We start from the raw sequence: 18,377 nt of genomic DNA, 5'->3' as shown, positions 1-18,377 counted from the left end.
ACAGCTCCGGGGCGGCACGCGGCTTCATCAGCGGAGGTGATGCCATGCACGGGTACCAGACGGATCGACATGAAACCATCCGGGAGCTGTATGAGCTCTTCGTCACGGTTCAGAAAATGGGGCAAGTTTTTGCCAACACGTCGCATGGAGCAGCGCACAAGGATGCGCGCGAACTGAACGAACTTTTACATCTGGTACGACTGAAGATCGAGGAAATCCATGTCGCGTTGCCCGCGATGGGGCATGCAAGTGAGGTTGATGAATCGGTGGTCATGGCGCGGTTCACGACACAGTGGGAGGCGCCAGCCGCAAGGCGATAAAAATCGTGCTCCAATCTGGGTTTCCTGCCTTCTGCCAGCGCATGTGCCGGCGCATGAAATCCGATGTCTTCACTAGCGATCACCACCGACACCTACAAGCTGTTCCCCTCGCCACGCAACGTGCATCGCGTGGTGTTCGAGCACGAAGTCTTCGTTCCGTACCCCTATGCCTTGATCGACCTGCCTAGCATGCACCTCAAGGGCCGGTACAGCCTGTTTGCCGCCTGCCGCCTGAGCGACATGAAACAGGGACAGCTGGTGACCTTCGAGAACGAAGCCGACGTGGCCACCTTCAATGCCAAGTTCGTGCCGGACTGAGCCGATGAAGCAGCATCGCAGTACCGGTGGCCTGGTTTACTCCACCGACAGCGGGCGCATGTGCCCGGCATGCCGCCAGCCGGTGGCCCAGTGTGTGTGCCATCTCAAGAAGCCTGTTCCGGCGGGGGATGGCATTGTGCGTGTTTCGCGTCAGACCAAGGGCCGTGGTGGCAAGGCGGTGACAGTGGTCACCGGGGTGGCGCTGGATGCAGCAGCGCTCACCGAATTGGGCAAGAAGCTCAAGGCGGCCTGCGGTTCCGGCGGCACGGTGAAGGACGGTGTGATTGAAGTGCAGGGCGACCACTGCGACAAGGTGGTGGCTGCGCTGCAAGCCCAGGGCTGGACGGTCAAGCGGGCGGGTGGCTGAGATGGACGTTCATCAGCTGCAACGTCTGGTGACGACGCAGATGCCCTATGGCAAGTACAAAGGCCACCTGATTGCCGACCTGCCGGGCAACTACCTCAACTGGTTTGCGCGTGAAGGGTTTCCGCCGGGCGATATCGGCCGCCTGCTGGCGTTGATGCACGAGATTGACCACAATGGCCTGTCGTCCTTGCTTGCGCCGTTGCGCAAATAGAATCCGCTTATGAGTCTTTTTGTTGATCCCAGTACCGTGATCCACGGCATCCAGCTGGCTGTGGCCCCCGTGTTTTTGCTGACTGCGGTGTCGGGCATGATCGGCGCCGTGGCCGGTCGCCTGGCGCGCATCATTGACCGTGCCCGGGTGCTGGAGGATCGGCTCAAGTCGTCCACCGACGCGGAATTCATTCGCGAGGCGCATTGGGAACTGGCCCGTTTGCGCACGCGCGGCCTGCTGGCCAACGGCACCATCGGCTGTCTCACGCTGTGCGCCTTCATGATCGGCCTGACCATCATCCTGCTGTTCCTGGGCGAGACCACCGCCTTTCAAGGCGAGAGCGGGGCGATTGTGAGTTTCCTGTTTGGCGTGTTCTGTTTCATGCTGGCGCTCTCCTGTTTCCTGGCGGAAACCTGGATGGCCACGCGAATTCTCAATTTCGGCCGGCCCAAGGCGTGAGCGCCGCGCGGTCGGCACGCCCTTCGGCTCAATCCTGACGCAGCCGGCCTTCGCGAGCCAGACGCTGGGCCAGTTCGCTCAAGGCCCGGTAGGCCTCACCCGCTGTGGGGTTCCATGCGCTCACAGCCAACCCCTGGCGTTGTACCAAGGCAGTGTCACCTCGCGCGGCAGGGCCGGTGAGGGCGCCCGCCGGACCGAGGGCCAGCACGTTGTCCACCGCGTTGCGCAGCAGCGAGGTGCGTAGCCGGGGCAGCAGCTCGGGCGGCACGCCGCTGTCGCGCCACAGGTCTTCCGCCAGGGCCTGCAGCACCGGCAGGAAATTGGTGCCGAACACGGCGGCCGCGTGGTACAGCACTTTCTTGTCGGCCTCCAGCGCAAAGCATTCAGCCCCCACAGCGGCAAAGAGCGGCCGCAGTTCATGCAGGGCCGCTGCATCGCCTTCGAGTCCGCAAGGCGTGCCGGCAATTTGCTGCACGGCCGTGGCCGGTGTGGCAAAGCTCAGGATGCAATGGGCACTGGCGACGTGCCAGCCGCGTTCGCGCAGAGGGGCCAGCACAGCGGCCCCGAGCGCGCCGCTGGCGTGAAATGCCGTGGCCGGCCGCACGCCGGCGAAGGCCTGTGCCATGGCACGGGCGGTCTCGTCGATCTGCCGGTCCGGCACGGCGATCAGCCAGAAGTCGGCGGCGCGCATCTGCGCCAGTGAGTTGACGGCACGGCCTGCACCGATGAACTCCACGGCAGACTGAGCGGTTGCGGGCGCGGTGGTCAGGACATCCTGAATCAACAGCGTCTGGTGCCGGTGCCACAGGTGCCCCAGGGTCTTGCCGACCCTGCCGCAACCCACCAGGTTAAGCGTGCGCATGGTGTGAACAGGCCCTAAACCAGTCCGAACCAGCCCAGCAGGGCGCCGGCTGCCAGCAACCACAGCAGGTGCAGCCGCGTGCGCCAGACGATGAGGGCCGTGACGACGGTGGTCAGCCACAGCGGCCAGTCCCGGGCCGGCTCGCCGTGCGCGCTGGCCAGGATCCAGCCGGTGGCAATCAGCAGCGCGATCACGATCGGGGCCATGCCTTGTTTGAACGCACGGACGGAGCGCAGCTCGCGGTTGGCATGGCTCCAGCGCGAAGCGAAGTAGGTCAGGGAAGAGCTGGGCAGCATGATGCCCAGCATCGACACCAGGACGCCAAACAAGGCCGGCAGTAGGCCTCCTGCATTGAGACCGACGTTCCAGCCCATCAGCGCGACGAACAGCACGTTGGGGCCGGGGGCGGCCTGGGCAATGGCGATGGAGGCGTTGAACTGGCTGTCGCTCAACCAGCCTTGCTGGTCCACCAGAAAACGATGCATGTCCGGTGCGGTGGTGATGGCGCCGCCCACGGCCAGCAGGGAGAGTGAAAGGAAGTGGAAGAAGAGCTGGAACCAGTCGGCCCAGGCCAGGTGCAGGACTTCGCTCATGGTGCCAGCCTGCGGTACGTGAGGACGCAGGCGATGGAGCCGAGCCCGAGCAGCACATAGGCCAGCGGCCAGCGCAGGATGGCAATCGCCACAAAACACAGCACACACAGCGTCAGGCAGGTACCCAGGCCCAGCGCGTTCTTGCGCAGTGCCGGCAACAGCTTGAGCCCGGTGGCCACAATCAGGCCGGCAGCCACAGCGCCCATGCCGCGCAGCGCGCCGACCACACCGGGATGGCTGGCGTATTGGGCATAAACGAGCGCCAGCAGCAACACAATGAGCATTGGTGCCAGCAGCATGCCGGACAGGGCAGCCAGGGCACCGCGCAGGCCGAAGTAGCGCCCGCCGATCATGATGCACAGATTGATCACATTGGGGCCGGGCATGATCTGGGCCACGGCCCATTCTTCGACGAACTCCTCGTTCGTCATCCAGCGCTTGCGCTCCACCAGTTCGCGCTGTGCCACGGCCAGCACACCGCCAAAGCCCTGCAGGGCCAGCACGGAGAAGGAGACAAACAGGTCGCTCAGGGACTGGGGTTGCGTTCGTGGCGCTGCCGGAGGGTGTTGCATGAGGTGATTATCAGGGGGCGTCTGCCTGGCTGCAGCAAAACGCAGCCAGCAGCGGGAAGGCTTCTGCTCAAACCAGTTTTCTCAAGAGGCGGATCATGCGGTCGGCCAACTTGCCATAGGGTGGTTGCAACAGCCGGGCGCCCGAGAACCGCGATTGTGCGAACACCGGCCTGTTCTTGGAGAAGAGGTGGAAGCCGGTTTCACCGTGGTAGGCACCGCTGCCGCTGGGCCCCACGCCGCCGAAGGGCAGGTTTTCCTGCGCCACGTGGTAGAGGGTGTCGTTCAGGGTGACGCCGCCCGAGATGGTTTCGCGCAGCACCTGGTCGCGGTGCGCGGTGTTGCGGCCGAACCAGTACAGGGCCAGCGGGCGCGGGTGCGCATTAACGTAGCCGATGGCTTCCTCCAGGTTCAGATAGGGACGCAGCGGCAGGACCGGGCCAAAGATTTCCTCCTGCATCACGCTCATCTCATCGTTCACGTCGAGCAGCAGCACCGGCGTCATTTTGCGAGTGCTTGCCTGCCCTTCTTCGGTTTCATGGGTGGGCAGGATGCGGGCACCGCGGGCCTGTGCGTCGTCGACCAGACCCTGCAGGCGGGCCTGGTGACGTGGGTTGATGATGCTGGTGTAGTCCTTGTTGTCGGCCAGGGTGGGGTAGAGCCGGCGCGCGGCACGTACCAGGGCCTGTGCGAAGGCATCGAGCCGGTCGGCCGGGACCAGGGCATAGTCAGGGGCGATGCAGGTCTGGCCGGCATTGAGCAGTTTGCCGGCGGCGATCTTGCGGGCGGCATCCTCCAGGTCGCAGTCGGGATCGATGATCACCGGTGACTTGCCGCCCAACTCCAGCGTGACCGGCGTCAGGTTGGCTGCCGCGGCCATGCCGACCTGGCGGCCGACCGCGGTGGAGCCGGTGAAGAACAGATGGTCAAAGGGCAGACGCACGAATTCGCGGGCCAGGTCGGCATCGCCGGTGACAACGGCGCACTCGTCGGCAGCAAAGTGCTGCTGGATCAGCTGGGCCAGCAGTTCGGAGAAGTGGGGTGTGAGTTCGCTGGGTTTGATCAGAACCCGGTTGCCGGCAGCCAGAGCCTCGACGGCAGGTGCCAGGGCCAGTTGCAGCGGGTAGTTCCAGGGGCTGACGATGCCGACCACCCCCAGCGGTTGCGGCGTGATCCAGCTCGAACCCGGCAGTGAATGGAACGAGGTGGCGACACGGCGGGTGGCCATCCAGCGCTTGAGGTGCTTGCGCGTGTGGGCAATTCCCCCCAGCACGATGAACACTTCCGCAATCGCGGTTTCGTGCCGCGAGCGGTTGCCGAAGTCGGTCGAGATCGCCGTGGCGATGCGCTCTTCGTTCTGCGTCAGCAGGCGCTGCAGCCGGTCCAGGCGATCCAGCCGGACGGCCAGGCTGGGAAGGCGGTCGCGCGCAAAGGCGGCCTGCTGCGCCTGGAACAGGGTGACAAGCTCGGCACGGGGTTGGTCTGACATGGGATGGCGTTCCTGGAATGGGCTGGGGCGATTCGATTCTAGGTGGCATGCAGCCGATGTGCACCGAGAAGCCCCAGGCCGATGCCGACAAGCGTAAAACCTTACACTAGCCGGTTACCCGAGGTCCCATGAACGCCCCTGTCGACGTCTCCTTTTTTCCGCGCGCCGCCAAGCCGCTGACCAGCTACCGCAAGTACTGGGCGGCGCGTTTTGGCACGGCCCCGTTTCTGCCGATGAGCCGCGCCGAGATGGAGCAGCTCGGCTGGGACAGCTGCGACATCGTCCTGGTCACGGGCGACGCCTATGTGGATCACCCCAGCTTTGGCATGGCCGTGATCGGCCGCGTGTTGGAGGCGCAGGGTTTTCGCGTCGGCATCATCGCCCAGCCTGACTGGCAGAGTGCCGAGCCTTTCAAAGCCCTGGGCAAGCCGAACCTGTTCTGGGGTGTGACCGCCGGCAACATGGATTCGATGATCAACCGCTACACGGCGGACCGCAAGATCCGCAGCGACGACGCCTACACCCCGGGAGACGTCGGTGGCAAGCGGCCTGACCGTGCCGCCATCGTCTACAGCCAGCGTTGCCGCGAGGCCTACAACGATGTGCCGATCGTGCTGGGCGGCATTGAAGGCTCGCTGCGCCGTATCGCGCACTACGACTATTGGAGCGACAAGGTGCGCCGCTCCATCGTGGTGGACAGCAAATGCGACCTGCTGCTCTACGGCAATGCCGAGCGTGCCCTGGTTGAAGTGGCGCACCGGCTGGCCGCCAAGGTGCCGGTGCAGGAAATCACCGACGTGCGCGGTACCGCCTTCGTGCGCCGCGAGTCGCCCCATGGGGCCGACACCGAATGGTTCGAGATCGACTCGACCGAGGTGGACACCCCGGGCCACGTCGAAGACCACATCAATCCCTACCAAACCACGGCCGAGCAGGCCGCTGCCAAGGGCGGCACGTGCGCCAAGGAGGCGGGCGAAGAGCCGGTGGCCAATCCGGCCATCCAGCCGCTGACCTTTGTCGCCAACCCGGCCTTGCAGGGCAAAACCCGGCGACCACCGCGCGAGCGCACGGTGATCCGTCTGCCGAGTTATGAGCAGGTCAAGTCCGACCCGGTGCTCTATGCCCACGCCAACCGCGTGTTGCATCTGGAGACCAACCCTGGCAATGCGCGTGCGCTGGTGCAGGCGCATGGCGAGGGCAGCACGGCACGCGACGTCTGGCTCAATCCGCCGCCGATTCCGCTGACCACGGCCGAGATGGACTATGTGTTCGACTTGCCGTATGCGCGCAGCCCGCACCCGGCGTACGCCGACGAGAACGGCAGCCATGACGGTGCCACCAAGATCCCGGCCTGGGAGATGATCCGCTTCTCGGTCAACATCATGCGCGGCTGCTTCGGCGGCTGCACCTTCTGCTCAATCACCGAGCACGAAGGCCGCATCATCCAGAGCCGTTCGGAAGACTCGGTCATTCACGAGCTGGAGGAGATCCGCGACAAGGTGAAGGGCTTTACCGGTGTCATCTCCGACCTGGGCGGCCCGACTGCCAACATGTACCGCCTGGGCTGCCGTTCGCCCGAGATCGAGGCCGCCTGCCGCAAGCCGAGCTGCGTCTACCCCGGCATCTGCCAGAACCTGCACACCGACCACAGCCCGCTGGTCCACATGTACCGGCGCGCCCGTGAACTCAAGGGCATCAAGAAGATCCTGATCGGCTCCGGCCTGCGCTACGACCTGGCGGTGAAGTCGCCCGAGTATGTGAAGGAACTGGTGCAGCACCATGTGGGCGGCTACCTGAAGATCGCCCCCGAACACACGGAGCAGGGCCCGTTGTCCAAGATGATGAAGCCGGGCATCGGCAGCTACGACCGCTTCAAGCAGATGTTCGAGAAGTTCAGTGCCGAGGCGGGCAAGAAGCAGTTCCTGATCCCGTACTTCATTGCGGCCCACCCTGGTACCCGCGACGAAGACATGATGAACCTCGCCCTGTGGCTGAAGAAGAATGGCTTCCGCGCCGACCAGGTGCAGACCTTCTACCCGAGCCCGATGGCCACCGCCACGGCCATGTACCACACCGGGCTGAACACGCTCAAGGGCGTGCACCGGGATGCACGGGGCGAACGCGTGGACATCGTGCGTGGCGAAAAGCGCCGCCGTCTGCACAAGGCCTTCCTGCGCTACCACGATCCGAACAACTGGCCGCTGCTGCGCGAGGCGCTCAAAGCCATGGGCCGGGCCGATCTGATCGGCAATGGCAAGCAGCACCTGATCCCGACTTTCCAGCCACTGACCGACGGCAGCTACCAGAGCGCGCGCCGCAAGAACAGCACGCCGGTGGCAGCCAAGCCGTCCGGCGCCGGTCAGGCAGCAGTTCCAAGCAGGGGCCGTCTCCTGACGCAGCACACCGGTTTGCCACCGCGTGAGACCGGCAGCGCGGCACGCCCGGGCAAGCCGGCGCGCAAGCCGCGGTGAGCGGTTTCCTTTGATCTGAGTGAAATGGGCCTCTAGGCCTTGTTTCTTCTGCGCAAGAAGCTATTGTTTTGATAGCGTGTGCAGCGGAATGTCCTGCGCCTGTGCCAGCCGGTCGAGCTGCCGACGGGTTTGTGTGAGCAGAAAGGCGGCAATCGCTTTTTGCGTGGCAGGCGCCAGCATGCTGCGCATGTCGCTGCCGGCCACGCCAGCGGCCTGGCACAACGCGGCTGCGAAATGCGGTTCGAGTGCGGCCACCGCCACCCGGCCGTCCTTGCAGGGGTAGACGCGGTAGCCCGCATGGGCGCCGCCCACGGCACCCTTGGTTTGCGTCAACCCCCAACGCCGCGGGGCGGCCAGCCAGGCAGCGGCGTCCGACAGGGCGACTTCCAGAAAAATGCCTTTGCCGTGGCGCTGCTGGTGCATGACGGCCTGCAGTACCGCCTCGCTGGCCAGCAGGGAGCCACCCATGTCCGAGTACAGCGTGGCCGGCAAGTCCAGACCGGTGACCAGGTCGTGTTCCGCCAGGTAGGTGAGGTCATGGCCGGGTTCTTCCGCACGCACGCCACCGGCCCCGACGATGGCGACCTGGCTGAGGGCAGGGTAGAGCTTGTGCAGTTTTTTCCAGTCCAGCCCCAGTTTGCTGAGGGCGGAGGGGCGAAATGAGGTGAGCAACACATCGCTCTTGGCCAGCGCCTGGTGCAGTGTTTTCTGGCCTGCCGCTGTCTTGAGGTCCGCGCTCAGGATGCGAATACCCTGGTGCAGATCGTCATAGGCGCTGCGTTGGTAGTGGCGCATGGGGTCACCGGCTGGCGGTTCCAATTTGACGCATGTGGCACCCATTTGGCGACAGCGCAGCAAGGCCGCCGGGCCTGGCAGGTTCAGGCACAGGCTCACCACGCGGAGTCCCTTGAGAGGCTGTAATTTTTTCATTTCTTCAAGTTTATTTGATAAATATGATTAAAATATCGTTAATGATTTTTGATTTGTAGCCCAACAACTTCATGCAAACCTTGCTTCCGATCACTATAGCCTTGGCATGCGCTTCAACGGGAGTTTTCCTATGACAACCCTCAGTGGTCTTCTCCCACGATTTACCAAGCCTCAGGCTCTGGCCTTTGCCGATCCTACGGCGGCGATGGCGCAGCTGGCGCGGTATGCCGACGATTTGAAATGCGTCATGCACGAAAAGGAAACGGCACTGAAGCAGATCGAAAAAGCACACTTGCACTCGCTGACCGTGCTGGCACGTGCCGCTGAATACCGCGACGACGATACCGGCGTTCACATGGACCGGGTGGGCGGTTTTTCAGGCTTGCTCGCGAGGCTGATCGGGCGTTCGGACGAAGAAGCGAAGATGCTCTCGCTGGTGGCGCCCATGCACGATATCGGCAAGATCGCCATCCCGGACTCCGTGCTCAAAAAGCCGGGTGAATACACCTTGGCCGAACGCGCCATCATGAACAACCACGCCGTGATCGGAGCCGAGATCATCGGCGAATCCGACATCCCGTTGTTTGCCATGGCGGCCCAGGTGGCGCTGACACACCATGAGAACTGGGACGGTTCGGGTTATCCCTTCGGCATTGCCGGAACGCAGATTCCCTGGTGTGGGCGAGTGGTTTCCATCATCGATTTTTTTGACGCATTGACCATGCACCGCGTGTATCGCAAGGCTTTCAGCGACGAGCGGGCACTTGACATGATGAAGATGCAGCGCGGCAGAAAGTTTGACCCCGAGATGTTTGACGTCTTCGCTGCGCATCTTGACCAGTTCGTGCAAATGCGTGAGCAGATCAACAATAGCGCCAAGGCCTGCGACTGATCTCTGGCCGTGCGCCGAGTGCCGGCAACCAGGCAGGCTGTTGCTCTGTTGCGACGGCCATCGAGGTTCTGGCTTGCCCTTTACATGTTTTCAGGGTAGCTACAGTAGGCGATTGGATACAATCGCGCCAGTCACTTGAAGACTAAAAACACCAAATATGCGAAAAACACCGGCCAATGATGACCTGATGACGACCCGCGAGGCTGGCGAAGCCTTGGGCGTGGCTGTCAGGACGGTGCAGCTGTGGGTTGAGTCCGGGGTGCTGCCGGCTTGGCGCACCGCAGGAGGACACCGACGCATCGCACGCAGCGCAGTGGACAAACTCATTGCCGAGCGTTCCCATGTGATCTCCCAGCCGGCCGTCAAGAACGAGGCCTCCGCTTCCCAGGCCCGGCCGCTGAAGTTGCTGGTGGTGGAGGATGATGCGGATCTGCTGAACCTGTTCACCATGGTGGTTGATGGCTGGGATTTCCCAGTGGAACTCTCCACCGCCGTCAACGGCTTTGAAGGCCTGGTTCGTATCGGTCAGGTACGTCCCGATATGGTCGTGACCGATCTCAACATGCCGGGCATGGATGGCCTTCAGATGGTGCGCTCGCTCAAGCGACCTGATTCCGGTTATGAGGATCTGGTCCTGATCGTTGTCACCGCCTTGAGCAAGGGCGACATTGCTGACCGTGGTGGTCTGCCAGAAGGCACGCTGGTGTTCCAGAAACCGGTGCCGTTCCAGGAAATCGAAGCCATCGCCCGCAGTTTGCAGCCGAAGCCGGCCGCGCAGGCCTGATCTTCAGCTTTTCGCGGCGGCCATGGCGGTCGTCGTAAACCTCAGATCGAGTAGATATCGGCCGCACCAGCTTCACCGGCCGCGGGCGTTTCCTGCGGCAGAGGCAGCCACAACCGTGCGGTCGTCCCCACCCCGAATTCGCTGGCGAGCTCGATATGGCCGCCGTGCAGATCCGCAATTTCCTTGACCAAACTCAGGCCCAGACCGGTGCCGGGGATGTTGCCGGTGGTGTCGGCACGGAAGAAGCGCTCGAAAGCACGCTCCAGCTGCTCCGGTTTCATGCCGATGCCCTGGTCCTGCACTTCCAGTACGGCATAGGGCTTCTGATCCCGCGTCCTGATCTCCCCCGCAAGCGAGACCTGGCCGCCTTGCGGTGAGTATTTGAAGGCGTTGCCCAGCAGGTTGTTGAGCGCGAGCTGTATCTTCTCCGGATCGACCAGCACGAGGACATCAGGGACGTGGTCCACGCCGACCTGTCGGTCCGACTCCTGACGCATCAGGCCCTTGATGCTGTTGTCGACCAACTCCCGCAATGGATATGCACGGATTTGCAGGTCCAGGCCACGGCGGGACTCGATGCGCGCGAGATCAAGCAGTTCGTTGATCATGTTGACGAGCAGTCCCGACTGGCGGTGGATGGTCTGCAGCATGTCGGCCTGGCGCTCTGCCGCGAAACGACGCTTGAGCAGCAACTCTGTGAAACCGAAGATGCTGACCATCGGTGTGCGCAGCTCGTGCGCGGCGGACGCCAGGAATTCGCTCTTCATGCGATCAACCTCGTCTTCATGCGTGACATCGCGGAAATAAAGAATGGTCTCCCTGCGTCCGGCCATGTTGCGGCGTGACTGGGTCTGCAGCACCCGGGTCTGCGGGCGCAACAGTTGCAGCCTGGCCTGCCGGGGCTCCATCTCATTGCCGGTGCTGTGCCGCGGCGGCAAACCGTGGCCAACGGCACACAGCTTGTTCAGCGTCTGCTCGAATTCGTCCAAGTGCATGCCTTGATGGCTGTTGCTCATCCACGGAATGCCCGTCATGCGCTCAAAGGCCGGATTGGCAAAGACCATGCGCTCGTCGGTATCGAAGAGGACGAAACCGTCCGGGCTGAGGCTGAAGATGGCATCGAGCTGCGCACTGCGATCAGCCATGGCCTGCTCTGCCTGCACGCGGGCTGTCACATCTGAAGCGATGCCCACAAAATGGGTCAACACCCCCTGTGCCGACAATACGGGGGAGAGCGAAACTTCTGCAATCAGGGCGTCACCGTTCTCGCGCCGCTGTCGCAGCATGACATTGGCGTTGCGTTGCTCTCGCAGGGCGCGGTCGAGCTCCAGCAGGCCTGGATCATGCGGGTTGTCGCCCTGGAAGAGATTCAGATTGCGACCGAGTATTTTGTGAGGCGGCAGCTCCGTGATTTTCTGGAATGCTTCGTTGATATAGACGATGGGTTGGCTTTCCTGCCTGGCATTGGTGATGAACACGGCGTTGTGGCTGCCAGCCAGTGCGCGCTCATAGAGGTCGGAGGTTTCCTGGGCGGCGCGCTCGTCGGTGACATCACGCACGATGCCGGCGTAACGCAGCTGATCGTTCTGCAGGACTTCACCCAGTGAGATTTCCACCGGAAACAGGGTGCCGTCGGCACGTGTGCCAAAGAAGTCATGCCGGACGATACGCCGCGGCCGCCCGAGAAGGTCGGGGGCATCGCCAAACATCTCGCGCACCTGTTCGATGCTGAGACCAGGCACACACTGCTCAAGCGGTCGACCAGCCAGGTCTTCCTGCGGGCGGCCGAAGATGCTGGTGGCCGCCGGATTGCTTGAGATTACCCGGCCATTGGCATCCAGACCAATGATGGCGTCAGCAGCGGTGTTCACGATGGCCTGAACACGTCCGATTTGCTGAACCATGCCGCGGCTGACCTGGTTCAGTGCCGTTGCCAATTGCGTGGCTTCCAGGCAGGTTGATGCCGTGTCGACCTGTTGTCCCAGGTGGCTGCTCATGGTTTGAGCAAACTGTGAGAGTGCACGTATTGGTCTCAAGGCCCAGCCGAGGATGATATGCAGGCTGACCAGTACCAGGACAACGACCAGGGCTGCACCAGCCAGGTATTCGTGCCACAGCCCGTCAAGCGCTTCCCGACGGCGATCCAGATTGAACTGGACCCGTACCCACGCCAAGGGGGGCTCGGCACTCCCCTCAATGACATCCCATGACTCGTAGGTGTGCGCCGTCACATGTGCCGCAATGGTTTTCGCACCGGCCGCTGGCGGGCTGATCTGTTCGGTGCCACCGATTTCAGAAATGAGTTGTGCCTCAGTCTTGCGGACATGGATCCAGATCCGTCCATCGCCGTGGAAGAGGGCGATGTCCTCTATGCCTTGCAGCACCAGCAGTTGCTGGATGGCGGAGAGCGCCGCAGCATGGTCCCCTCGTGTCAGTGCATTCGCACTGCTGTTGCCAGCCAGTTTGGCAACTGATTGGGTCCAACGCCCGGCGGACGCCAGGGTTTTGCTGGCCAGGCGGTTGTAGCTGATGACGCTGTAGAGCCCGGCCCACAACAGCGCTGCCACCGATACCGCCAGCAAGATGACGGTGCGAAGACTGTAGGGTGGGGTATACCAGGTACCCTGACGGCATGAGGTGCTCATGTCGGTGCGCAGGGGGCGTTGTCCGTGGTCCGTCGTAACACCCGTCGCTCAGTGGGCGACCAGGCGATCCACCGTGTCAAGCAGTTCGATCGGGCTGAAGGGCTTGACCAGGTAGGCATCGCAGCCGACGGACTGGCCTCGCTCCACATCGGTGCGCTGGCCGCGCGCTGTCAGGAGAATCACCTTGGTGGTGCTTTTCAGGGCATCGTCCGACTTGATCTTCTCGCAGACCTGGTAGCCGTCCAATCCGCCGGGCATCATGACGTCGAGCAGGACGACAGCCGGGCGCAGGTTCTGAGCCAGTCGCAAGGCATCAACGCCGTTGTCGGTCTCGTGCAACGTGAAGTCCTCCGACTCCATGGTCATGAGGATGAGTTTGCGGATGTCAGGCTGATCATCGACGATCAATACACTGCGTTTCATGTTTTCTCCTTTTTGCGTCGTGACATGAGTTGCGCCAGATCCTGGGCGTAACGTTGGGCCTGGGCCAGGCTGAGTTCGGCTTGACCGCGCTGTGGTGCGCCGGTGGGGAACTCCATGAGGACCTGAACCGTGTCCTGTTCAGTGGTGCTCAAGCGCATCTGGCCGCCGTGCAAGCCCACAATGCGCTGTACCAAGGGCAAGCCCAGTCGGGTGACGGGTTCGCCCGTGTTCCCCTTTGGGGCCGCTGCGAAGGGGTGCAAGGTGTCGTTGCCCGCCACTTTCATCGTCGTCGCACCCCGATTGCGAACCGCGACGAGCACATGCTCGCCTGACAGTGTGAAGCGGATCTCCACACTGAGGGCTTGGCCGCCGGTGACTTCCTTGCGCGAGTGGACCAATGCGTTGTCAAGGCACTCATGGAGGGCACGTCGGATCAGTTTTTCGTTGCCGTAGATCGGCGGCAGGGTCTGTTCCGGTGTCTGCAGGTCAATGCTGACGCCCATTTTTCCTGCGCGTTCGGTCAGCTCACGACGGACGGCCTCAAAAACGGTCAGCAGCTCGATGCGATCGTGGGTGTGCATGATCTCGTCGCCAAAGACCGTGATCACATCGGCCAGCCGCTGCAGTCGGCGGTCGAGTGCCAGGGCGGCCTTTTCCAGTGCCGTGCTGTCCGGGTTGGTCGACAATGCCTGCAATTGACGCTGAAGGTAGGTCAGGGGCGGGCTGACCTCATCACGTAGCAATTCGATGATGCTCTTGAGCCGCATCTGCCGGTCATCGGCGCTTGTCTCCAGCGAAGCGCCCGCCTCGTGTCTGGCCAGAAAAGCGATGTCCAGACCCGCCGGGCCGGGCATGAACTGGCCGTTGAGGCGATGCCCGTCGGCCAGTTCCACCTCCGTGCTGTACGGCAGCTTGAGTTTCCCCAGCGTGGCATCGGCCAGCAAGGATTTGATGACGGCCTGACCGCTCATCGACTCCACGGGCCGTCCTGGGTGGTGTTTGGCCGCGCTGTTGGCGTAGGTCACTGCGCCACTGACGGCAAAGGTCAACAGGGGGATCGGCATGGCGTCGAACAAGGCATAAACCGATGCTTGGTGAAATTGGGCCGCCATAGTTACTATTCAGATTTCTTCGTATCAAATATATCAAATATTTCATAAGAATCAAAATTTCAACCAAAATCCATGCCCCAAGGTGGGGCATAGGCATAAAAAAACCCTGGCCTAGGCCAGGGTTTCAGTGGGGGGGTGGGGCTTATTGGCCAAAGTCCAGTGGCAGCCCAACGTAGTTTTCAGCGACCGAGCGGGCGCCGGCTTCAGAATGAATGATGTAGTCCAGCTCGGCTTCTTGCAACTTCTGGCCGATGGCGCCGTTCTCGGGGAAGTTGTGCATCAGGCTGGTGAACCACCAGGAGAAGCGCTCGGCGCGCCAGATACGTTTGAGGCAACGCTCGGAATAGCTGTCGATGCCAGCCTCGCTCTTGTCCTGATAGAACTCGATGATCGCATTGGAGAGGTATTTAACATCAGTTGCCGCCAAATTCAGACCTTTTGCGCCAGTGGGCGGCACAATGTGGCCGGCATCACCGGCCAGGAACATGCGGCCAAAGCGCAGCGGTTCGGTCACGAAGCTGCGCAGAGGGGCAATGCTCTTTTCGATCGAGGGGCCGGTGACCAGCTTGGCGCGGGCTTCCGGGTCGAGGCGCAGTTTCAACTCATCCCAGAATGCCTGGTCAGACCATTGCTCCACCTTGTCCGTGAGGGTGACCTGCAGGTAATAGCGGCTGCGGGTTTCGCTGCGTTGTGAACACAGGGCAAAACCGCGCGGGCTGTTCACATAGATGAGTTCTTCGTGGACTGGCGGCGTGTCCGACAGCACGCCAAGCCAGCCGAAGGGATAGACCTTCTCGAACTCCTTGATGGCGTTGCGCGGTGCGCTGGCTCGGCAGACGCCATGGAAGCCGTCGCAGCCGGCAATGAAATCACAGGTGATTTCATGCTGCTGGCCGTCTTTTTCGTAGGTCACGCGCGGTTTGGCGCTGTCGAAGTCGTGCACCGCCACGTTGGCGGCCTCATAGATCGTGGTCAGGCCGGCGGCGGTCCGTGCTTGCATCAGGTCGCGCGTCACCTCGGTCTGGCCATAGACCATGACGTTCTTGCCGCCGGTGAGCTTGTTCATGTCGATACGGTGACGCTCACCCTTGAACAGCATGTCAAAGCCACCGTGAACCAGGCCTTCCTGGTGCATGCGCTGGCCGACACCGGCCTCGTCCAGCAGGTCGATGGTTACCTGTTCCAGCACGCCGGCGCGGATACGCCCCAGGACATAGTCGCCGGTCTGGCGCTCGAGGATGACTGCGTCGATGCCGGCTTTGTGAAGCAACTGACCGAGCAGCAGGCCGGACGGGCCTGCGCCAATGATGGCGACTTGGGTGCGCATGGGAATCTCCTAAACAGCGGTTGGTGAAGCTTAGGTGACAGGGCGCCAAAAATCTTTCTTGCTTCAGGTCAATTGTGCGATCATCGCCTGGATTGCGCGACAATCGCGCAAATGGTGGGGCGAGCAGACCGATACACCACCGACAGAACACCGCGGAAAGAACGTCAACCGTGATTGCGAAAGCCGATCTCATCGAGGGCATGGTCAAAGGCCTGGCCGTGCTGGAAAGTTTCGATACCGAGCGCCAACGCCTCAACGCCACCCTGGCGGCACAAAAGGCCGGTATCACGCGTGCGGCGGCCAGGCGCCACCTGCTGACACTGGCGCACCTGGGCTACCTTGAGAGCGACGGGCGTTACTTCTGGCTTTCCAGCAAGGTGCTGCGTTTCTCCGGCAGCTACCTGGCTTCGGCCCGACTGCCGCGGGTGTTGCAGCCCACGCTGGAACGGCTGGCGGCGCAGACGCACGAGTCCTTTTCGGCCGTGGTGCTCAATGGCGATGAGGTGGTCATCGTGGCGCGCAGCGGCAACATCCGGCAGGCCGGGGGGGAAGGGCTGGCGCCGGTGCTGGCGTACGGGCTGCATCTGGGCGCGCGCTTGCCGGTTCATGCGACCTCCACCGGCCGTGTCCTGCTGGCGGCCATGCCCAAACTGGTCTTCAATGACTGGTTGAAACAGCGCCAGTTGGCGCGCCTGACGGTGCACACCGTCACCGCCGGGCCGCAGCTGCGGCGCGTGATTGAGCAGGTGCGGCGTGACGACTATTGCCTGAGCAGTGAGGAGCACGAGCTGGGGGTGCATGCGCTGGCGGTGCCCTTGCGCAATCTGCAAGGGCAGACGGTGGCGGCACTCAATGTCGTGTCTTCCACGGCGCGGCTGGCCCCAGACACCATGCGGCGCGACTTGCTGCCCTTGATGTTGGAGGCTGCGCGTGAATTGCGTCTAATCATTTAGATTTGAAAAACTTTAGATAACTTTTTGTCAAAGCTGAAAAACGTCGTCGATCTTCGGTCAACGACCCGGAAAGCGGCTCGGGATGGCCTCTTCTCAATAAAATTGCCCCCTTCAGGAGGGTGTCTGGCCTCGGCTGCAATCCGGTCGGTCGCGCAGACACCAGGTTGTGTATTCAGCTTGAATCCAACCTGGCCGATAACACCAACTACTTCTTATCGTTCTCACCCCGTTGCAAGGGGAGGCCCGACTTTTCCCGGATTTGAAAGGTTTTTATGGAGCAGCAGACAGCGGCAGTAGCCAACAACCGTGCACAAGGCTCGGCAGCGATGACCTCGGTTCGTGAGTTTCTGGCTTTCAAGCTGGGCACCGAGGAGTACGGGATCGACATCCTGCGCGTGCAGGAAATCCGCTCTTTCGAGCAACCCACACGCATGGCCAATGCGCCGGCCTACATCCTGGGGGTGGTCAATTTGCGTGGTGTGATCGTGCCGATCATCGACATGCGCATCAAGTTCAATCTGGACGAAGTCAAGTACGACAGCTTCACGGTGGTGATCGTGCTCAACATCGGCAACCAGGTCATCGGTATGGTGGTCGATGGCGTGTCGGACGTGATCACGCTGGCGCCTGAACAGCTGCGCCCGGTGCCGGAGTTGTCGGCGGCGGTTGCCAGCGATCACCTGTTGGCCATTGGCTCACTGGAGAACCGCATGCTGATCCTGCTGGACATCGAGAAACTGATGAGCAGCGCCGAGATGGGCCTGATTTCGCAAGCCGTTCAATAACCGGGCTCCTGGAGACAACAACAATGAACAATTTGAAGATTTCGACACGCCTCAATCTCGGTTTTGCCGTCATCATGGTGGTGTTTTTGCTGCTGGCCGCCCTGACGGCCTGGCGTATTGAAAAGGTTTCGGCTGCATCCGGCCGCATGGCATTGCAGTCGGAGCTGTTGTCTTTGGCTGGGCAGTGGCAGGGCGATGTGCGCCAGAACTCGGCACGGTCATTGGCCGTCGGCTACTCGGATGGCGGTGCCATGCTGGACTTCTTCAAGGAGGCCATGGCAGCCACTTCGCGTGGCACGACCGCCATCCAAAAGAGCTTTCTGGAGAAGGTTCAGGACGAGGCGACCCGCAAGCGCGCCGACAACGTGGGCGAAGTCCGCAAGACCTGGTTGGCGACGCGCGACCAGGTCAATGCCTTGAAGGCGGCGGGTGACGAAGCCGGCGCCCGCGAACTGGTGAAGAGCAAGTTCGTGCCAGTGACCGATGAATACATCCGCGCTGGCCAGCAGTTGCTTGATGGACTGGTCGCTGACTCGGCTGCCACGAACAAAGAGATCGAGCAGCTGTTTCACCAGCTCTACCTGCTTGCCGGGCTGATGCTGCTGGCCGTGATGGTGTTCGCGGCGCTGGTGAGCTGGAATCTCTCGCGCAGCATTTCGCGTGGCGTGGAAGCTGCCCGTGCGGCGGCCCAGCGCATCGGTGATGGCGACCTGAGCCAGCCTCTGACGGCGTCCAGCAAGGACGAAATCGGACAACTGGTGCAGGCCCTGGCAACCATGCAGTCCAACCTGGCCCAAGTCGTGACCCGCGTCCGCCAGGGCAGCGAGTCGGTGGCCACCGCCTCCAGCGAGATCGCCCAAGGCAACA

General features: G+C 62.4%; 20 protein-coding genes. 11 read left to right on the top strand and 9 right to left on the bottom strand.

The window, feature by feature from the left end; translation table 11 throughout:
* Positions 1–44 precede the first annotated feature (44 nt).
* From CDE01S_RS09265 to CDE01S_RS09245, 5 genes are all read left to right on the top strand, one after another.
* On the top strand, positions 45–320 hold the full coding sequence (locus tag CDE01S_RS09265; RefSeq protein WP_157077091.1) for a hypothetical protein: 276 nt from the start codon (positions 45–47) through the stop codon (positions 318–320).
* 63 nt (positions 321–383) lie between these two features.
* Entirely contained in the window at positions 384–638 is a 255-nt protein-coding gene (locus tag CDE01S_RS09260; protein ID WP_066706314.1) for a hypothetical protein, read from the top strand.
* A 4-nt stretch (positions 639–642) separates the two neighbouring features.
* Positions 643–1,005 (top strand): translation initiation factor Sui1, encoded by a 363-nt coding sequence (locus CDE01S_RS09255; RefSeq protein WP_066706311.1) that lies wholly within the window; start codon positions 643–645, stop codon positions 1,003–1,005.
* 1 nt (position 1,006) lies between these two features.
* Positions 1,007–1,216, top strand: coding sequence for a DUF3820 family protein (locus tag CDE01S_RS09250; RefSeq protein WP_066706308.1), 210 nt, complete (start codon positions 1,007–1,009; stop codon positions 1,214–1,216).
* A gap of 9 nt (positions 1,217–1,225) precedes the next feature.
* The gene (locus CDE01S_RS09245) at positions 1,226–1,675 is read left to right on the top strand and encodes a DUF2721 domain-containing protein (protein ID WP_066706305.1); all 450 of its coding nucleotides are present in this window, start codon (positions 1,226–1,228) and stop codon (positions 1,673–1,675) included.
* Positions 1,676–1,703: 28 nt separating this feature from the next.
* Here the strand turns inward: CDE01S_RS09245 and CDE01S_RS09240 are convergent, their stop codons facing one another.
* The 4 genes from CDE01S_RS09240 to CDE01S_RS09225 form a co-directional block, all read right to left on the bottom strand.
* On the bottom strand, positions 1,704–2,537 hold the full coding sequence (locus CDE01S_RS09240; protein ID WP_066706302.1) for a Rossmann-like and DUF2520 domain-containing protein: 834 nt from the start codon (positions 2,535–2,537) through the stop codon (positions 1,704–1,706).
* 14 nt (positions 2,538–2,551) lie between these two features.
* Positions 2,552–3,130, bottom strand: a complete 579-nt coding sequence (locus tag CDE01S_RS09235) for a chromate transporter (RefSeq protein WP_066706299.1) — start codon at positions 3,128–3,130, stop codon at positions 2,552–2,554.
* Positions 3,127–3,702, bottom strand: a complete 576-nt coding sequence (locus CDE01S_RS09230; protein WP_066706297.1) for a chromate transporter — start codon at positions 3,700–3,702, stop codon at positions 3,127–3,129. Before CDE01S_RS09230 ends, CDE01S_RS09235 begins: the two co-directional genes overlap by 4 nt.
* Positions 3,703–3,769: 67 nt before the next feature.
* The gene (locus CDE01S_RS09225; RefSeq protein WP_066706294.1) at positions 3,770–5,188 is read right to left on the bottom strand and encodes a coniferyl aldehyde dehydrogenase; all 1,419 of its coding nucleotides are present in this window, start codon (positions 5,186–5,188) and stop codon (positions 3,770–3,772) included.
* 128 nt (positions 5,189–5,316) lie between these two features.
* On the opposite strand from CDE01S_RS09225, the gene CDE01S_RS09220 reads away from it, so the two are divergent.
* On the top strand, positions 5,317–7,659 hold the full coding sequence (locus tag CDE01S_RS09220; RefSeq protein WP_066706291.1) for a YgiQ family radical SAM protein: 2,343 nt from the start codon (positions 5,317–5,319) through the stop codon (positions 7,657–7,659).
* Between the two features lie 60 nt (positions 7,660–7,719).
* Here the strand turns inward: CDE01S_RS09220 and CDE01S_RS09215 are convergent, their stop codons facing one another.
* A complete protein-coding gene (locus tag CDE01S_RS09215; RefSeq protein ID WP_066706288.1) occupies positions 7,720–8,589 on the bottom strand; it encodes a CoA transferase in 870 nt (289 codons plus the stop codon).
* Between the two features lie 106 nt (positions 8,590–8,695).
* Here CDE01S_RS09215 and CDE01S_RS09210 point away from each other — a divergent pair, with 106 nt between their 5' ends.
* Together CDE01S_RS09210 and CDE01S_RS09205 are read left to right on the top strand one after the other, a co-directional pair.
* Complete coding sequence (locus CDE01S_RS09210) at positions 8,696–9,481, top strand: HD-GYP domain-containing protein (protein ID WP_157077090.1); 786 nt, start codon at positions 8,696–8,698, stop codon at positions 9,479–9,481.
* Between the two features lie 157 nt (positions 9,482–9,638).
* The gene (locus CDE01S_RS09205; protein ID WP_066706285.1) at positions 9,639–10,265 is read left to right on the top strand and encodes a response regulator; all 627 of its coding nucleotides are present in this window, start codon (positions 9,639–9,641) and stop codon (positions 10,263–10,265) included.
* A 41-nt stretch (positions 10,266–10,306) separates the two neighbouring features.
* Here CDE01S_RS09205 and CDE01S_RS09200 read toward each other — a convergent pair whose 3' ends face one another.
* The 4 genes from CDE01S_RS09200 to pobA form a co-directional block, all read right to left on the bottom strand.
* Entirely contained in the window at positions 10,307–12,910 is a 2,604-nt protein-coding gene (locus CDE01S_RS09200; protein ID WP_066706282.1) for a PAS domain S-box protein, read from the bottom strand.
* A 48-nt stretch (positions 12,911–12,958) separates the two neighbouring features.
* The gene (locus tag CDE01S_RS09195) at positions 12,959–13,333 is read right to left on the bottom strand and encodes a response regulator transcription factor (protein WP_066706280.1); all 375 of its coding nucleotides are present in this window, start codon (positions 13,331–13,333) and stop codon (positions 12,959–12,961) included.
* Positions 13,330–14,445: a sensor histidine kinase gene (locus tag CDE01S_RS09190; protein WP_066706277.1), complete on the bottom strand. Its 1,116-nt coding sequence runs from the start codon at positions 14,443–14,445 to the stop codon at positions 13,330–13,332. Before CDE01S_RS09190 ends, CDE01S_RS09195 begins: the two co-directional genes overlap by 4 nt.
* A 142-nt stretch (positions 14,446–14,587) precedes the next feature.
* Positions 14,588–15,772: a 4-hydroxybenzoate 3-monooxygenase gene (gene pobA, locus CDE01S_RS09185; protein ID WP_066706274.1), complete on the bottom strand. Its 1,185-nt coding sequence runs from the start codon at positions 15,770–15,772 to the stop codon at positions 14,588–14,590.
* Between the two features lie 170 nt (positions 15,773–15,942).
* On the opposite strand from pobA, the gene CDE01S_RS09180 reads away from it, so the two are divergent.
* From CDE01S_RS09180 to CDE01S_RS09170, 3 genes are all read left to right on the top strand, one after another.
* A complete protein-coding gene (locus CDE01S_RS09180; RefSeq protein WP_157077089.1) occupies positions 15,943–16,725 on the top strand; it encodes an IclR family transcriptional regulator domain-containing protein in 783 nt (260 codons plus the stop codon).
* Positions 16,726–16,997: 272 nt separating this feature from the next.
* The gene (locus CDE01S_RS09175; RefSeq protein ID WP_084382824.1) at positions 16,998–17,510 is read left to right on the top strand and encodes a chemotaxis protein CheW; all 513 of its coding nucleotides are present in this window, start codon (positions 16,998–17,000) and stop codon (positions 17,508–17,510) included.
* 23 nt (positions 17,511–17,533) lie between these two features.
* A partial coding sequence (locus CDE01S_RS09170; protein ID WP_157077088.1) for a HAMP domain-containing protein occupies positions 17,534–18,377 on the top strand: 844 nt, incomplete at its 3' end.

The organism is Curvibacter delicatus NBRC 14919, from assembly GCF_001592265.1.
GTDB classification, from domain to species: domain Bacteria; phylum Pseudomonadota; class Gammaproteobacteria; order Burkholderiales; family Burkholderiaceae_C; genus Hylemonella; species Hylemonella delicata.
This window is presented reverse-complemented; position numbering and strand designations above follow the sequence as displayed.

Excerpts from the sequence above, each read along its gene's own strand:
- CDE01S_RS09195 (WP_066706280.1), bottom strand. The coding sequence starts at position 13,333 with ATGAAACGCAGTGTATTGATCGTCGATGATCAGCCTGACATCCGCAAA.
- CDE01S_RS09245 (WP_066706305.1), top strand. The coding sequence starts at position 1,226 with ATGAGTCTTTTTGTTGATCCCAGTACCGTGATCCACGGCATCCAGCTG.
- CDE01S_RS09225 (WP_066706294.1), bottom strand. The coding sequence starts at position 5,188 with ATGTCAGACCAACCCCGTGCCGAGCTTGTCACCCTGTTCCAGGCGCAG.
- CDE01S_RS09240 (WP_066706302.1), bottom strand. The coding sequence starts at position 2,537 with ATGCGCACGCTTAACCTGGTGGGTTGCGGCAGGGTCGGCAAGACCCTG.
- CDE01S_RS09230 (WP_066706297.1), bottom strand. The coding sequence starts at position 3,702 with ATGCAACACCCTCCGGCAGCGCCACGAACGCAACCCCAGTCCCTGAGC.
- CDE01S_RS09260 (WP_066706314.1), top strand. The coding sequence starts at position 384 with ATGTCTTCACTAGCGATCACCACCGACACCTACAAGCTGTTCCCCTCG.
- pobA (WP_066706274.1), bottom strand. The coding sequence starts at position 15,772 with ATGCGCACCCAAGTCGCCATCATTGGCGCAGGCCCGTCCGGCCTGCTG.
- CDE01S_RS09175 (WP_084382824.1), top strand. The coding sequence starts at position 16,998 with ATGGAGCAGCAGACAGCGGCAGTAGCCAACAACCGTGCACAAGGCTCG.
- CDE01S_RS09215 (WP_066706288.1), bottom strand. The coding sequence starts at position 8,589 with ATGAAAAAATTACAGCCTCTCAAGGGACTCCGCGTGGTGAGCCTGTGC.
- CDE01S_RS09235 (WP_066706299.1), bottom strand. The coding sequence starts at position 3,130 with ATGAGCGAAGTCCTGCACCTGGCCTGGGCCGACTGGTTCCAGCTCTTC.
- CDE01S_RS09220 (WP_066706291.1), top strand. The coding sequence starts at position 5,317 with ATGAACGCCCCTGTCGACGTCTCCTTTTTTCCGCGCGCCGCCAAGCCG.
- CDE01S_RS09265 (WP_157077091.1), top strand. The coding sequence starts at position 45 with ATGCACGGGTACCAGACGGATCGACATGAAACCATCCGGGAGCTGTAT.
- CDE01S_RS09250 (WP_066706308.1), top strand. The coding sequence starts at position 1,007 with ATGGACGTTCATCAGCTGCAACGTCTGGTGACGACGCAGATGCCCTAT.
- CDE01S_RS09190 (WP_066706277.1), bottom strand. The coding sequence starts at position 14,445 with ATGGCGGCCCAATTTCACCAAGCATCGGTTTATGCCTTGTTCGACGCC.
- CDE01S_RS09205 (WP_066706285.1), top strand. The coding sequence starts at position 9,639 with ATGCGAAAAACACCGGCCAATGATGACCTGATGACGACCCGCGAGGCT.
- CDE01S_RS09255 (WP_066706311.1), top strand. The coding sequence starts at position 643 with ATGAAGCAGCATCGCAGTACCGGTGGCCTGGTTTACTCCACCGACAGC.
- CDE01S_RS09210 (WP_157077090.1), top strand. The coding sequence starts at position 8,696 with ATGCGCTTCAACGGGAGTTTTCCTATGACAACCCTCAGTGGTCTTCTC.
- CDE01S_RS09200 (WP_066706282.1), bottom strand. The coding sequence starts at position 12,910 with ATGAGCACCTCATGCCGTCAGGGTACCTGGTATACCCCACCCTACAGT.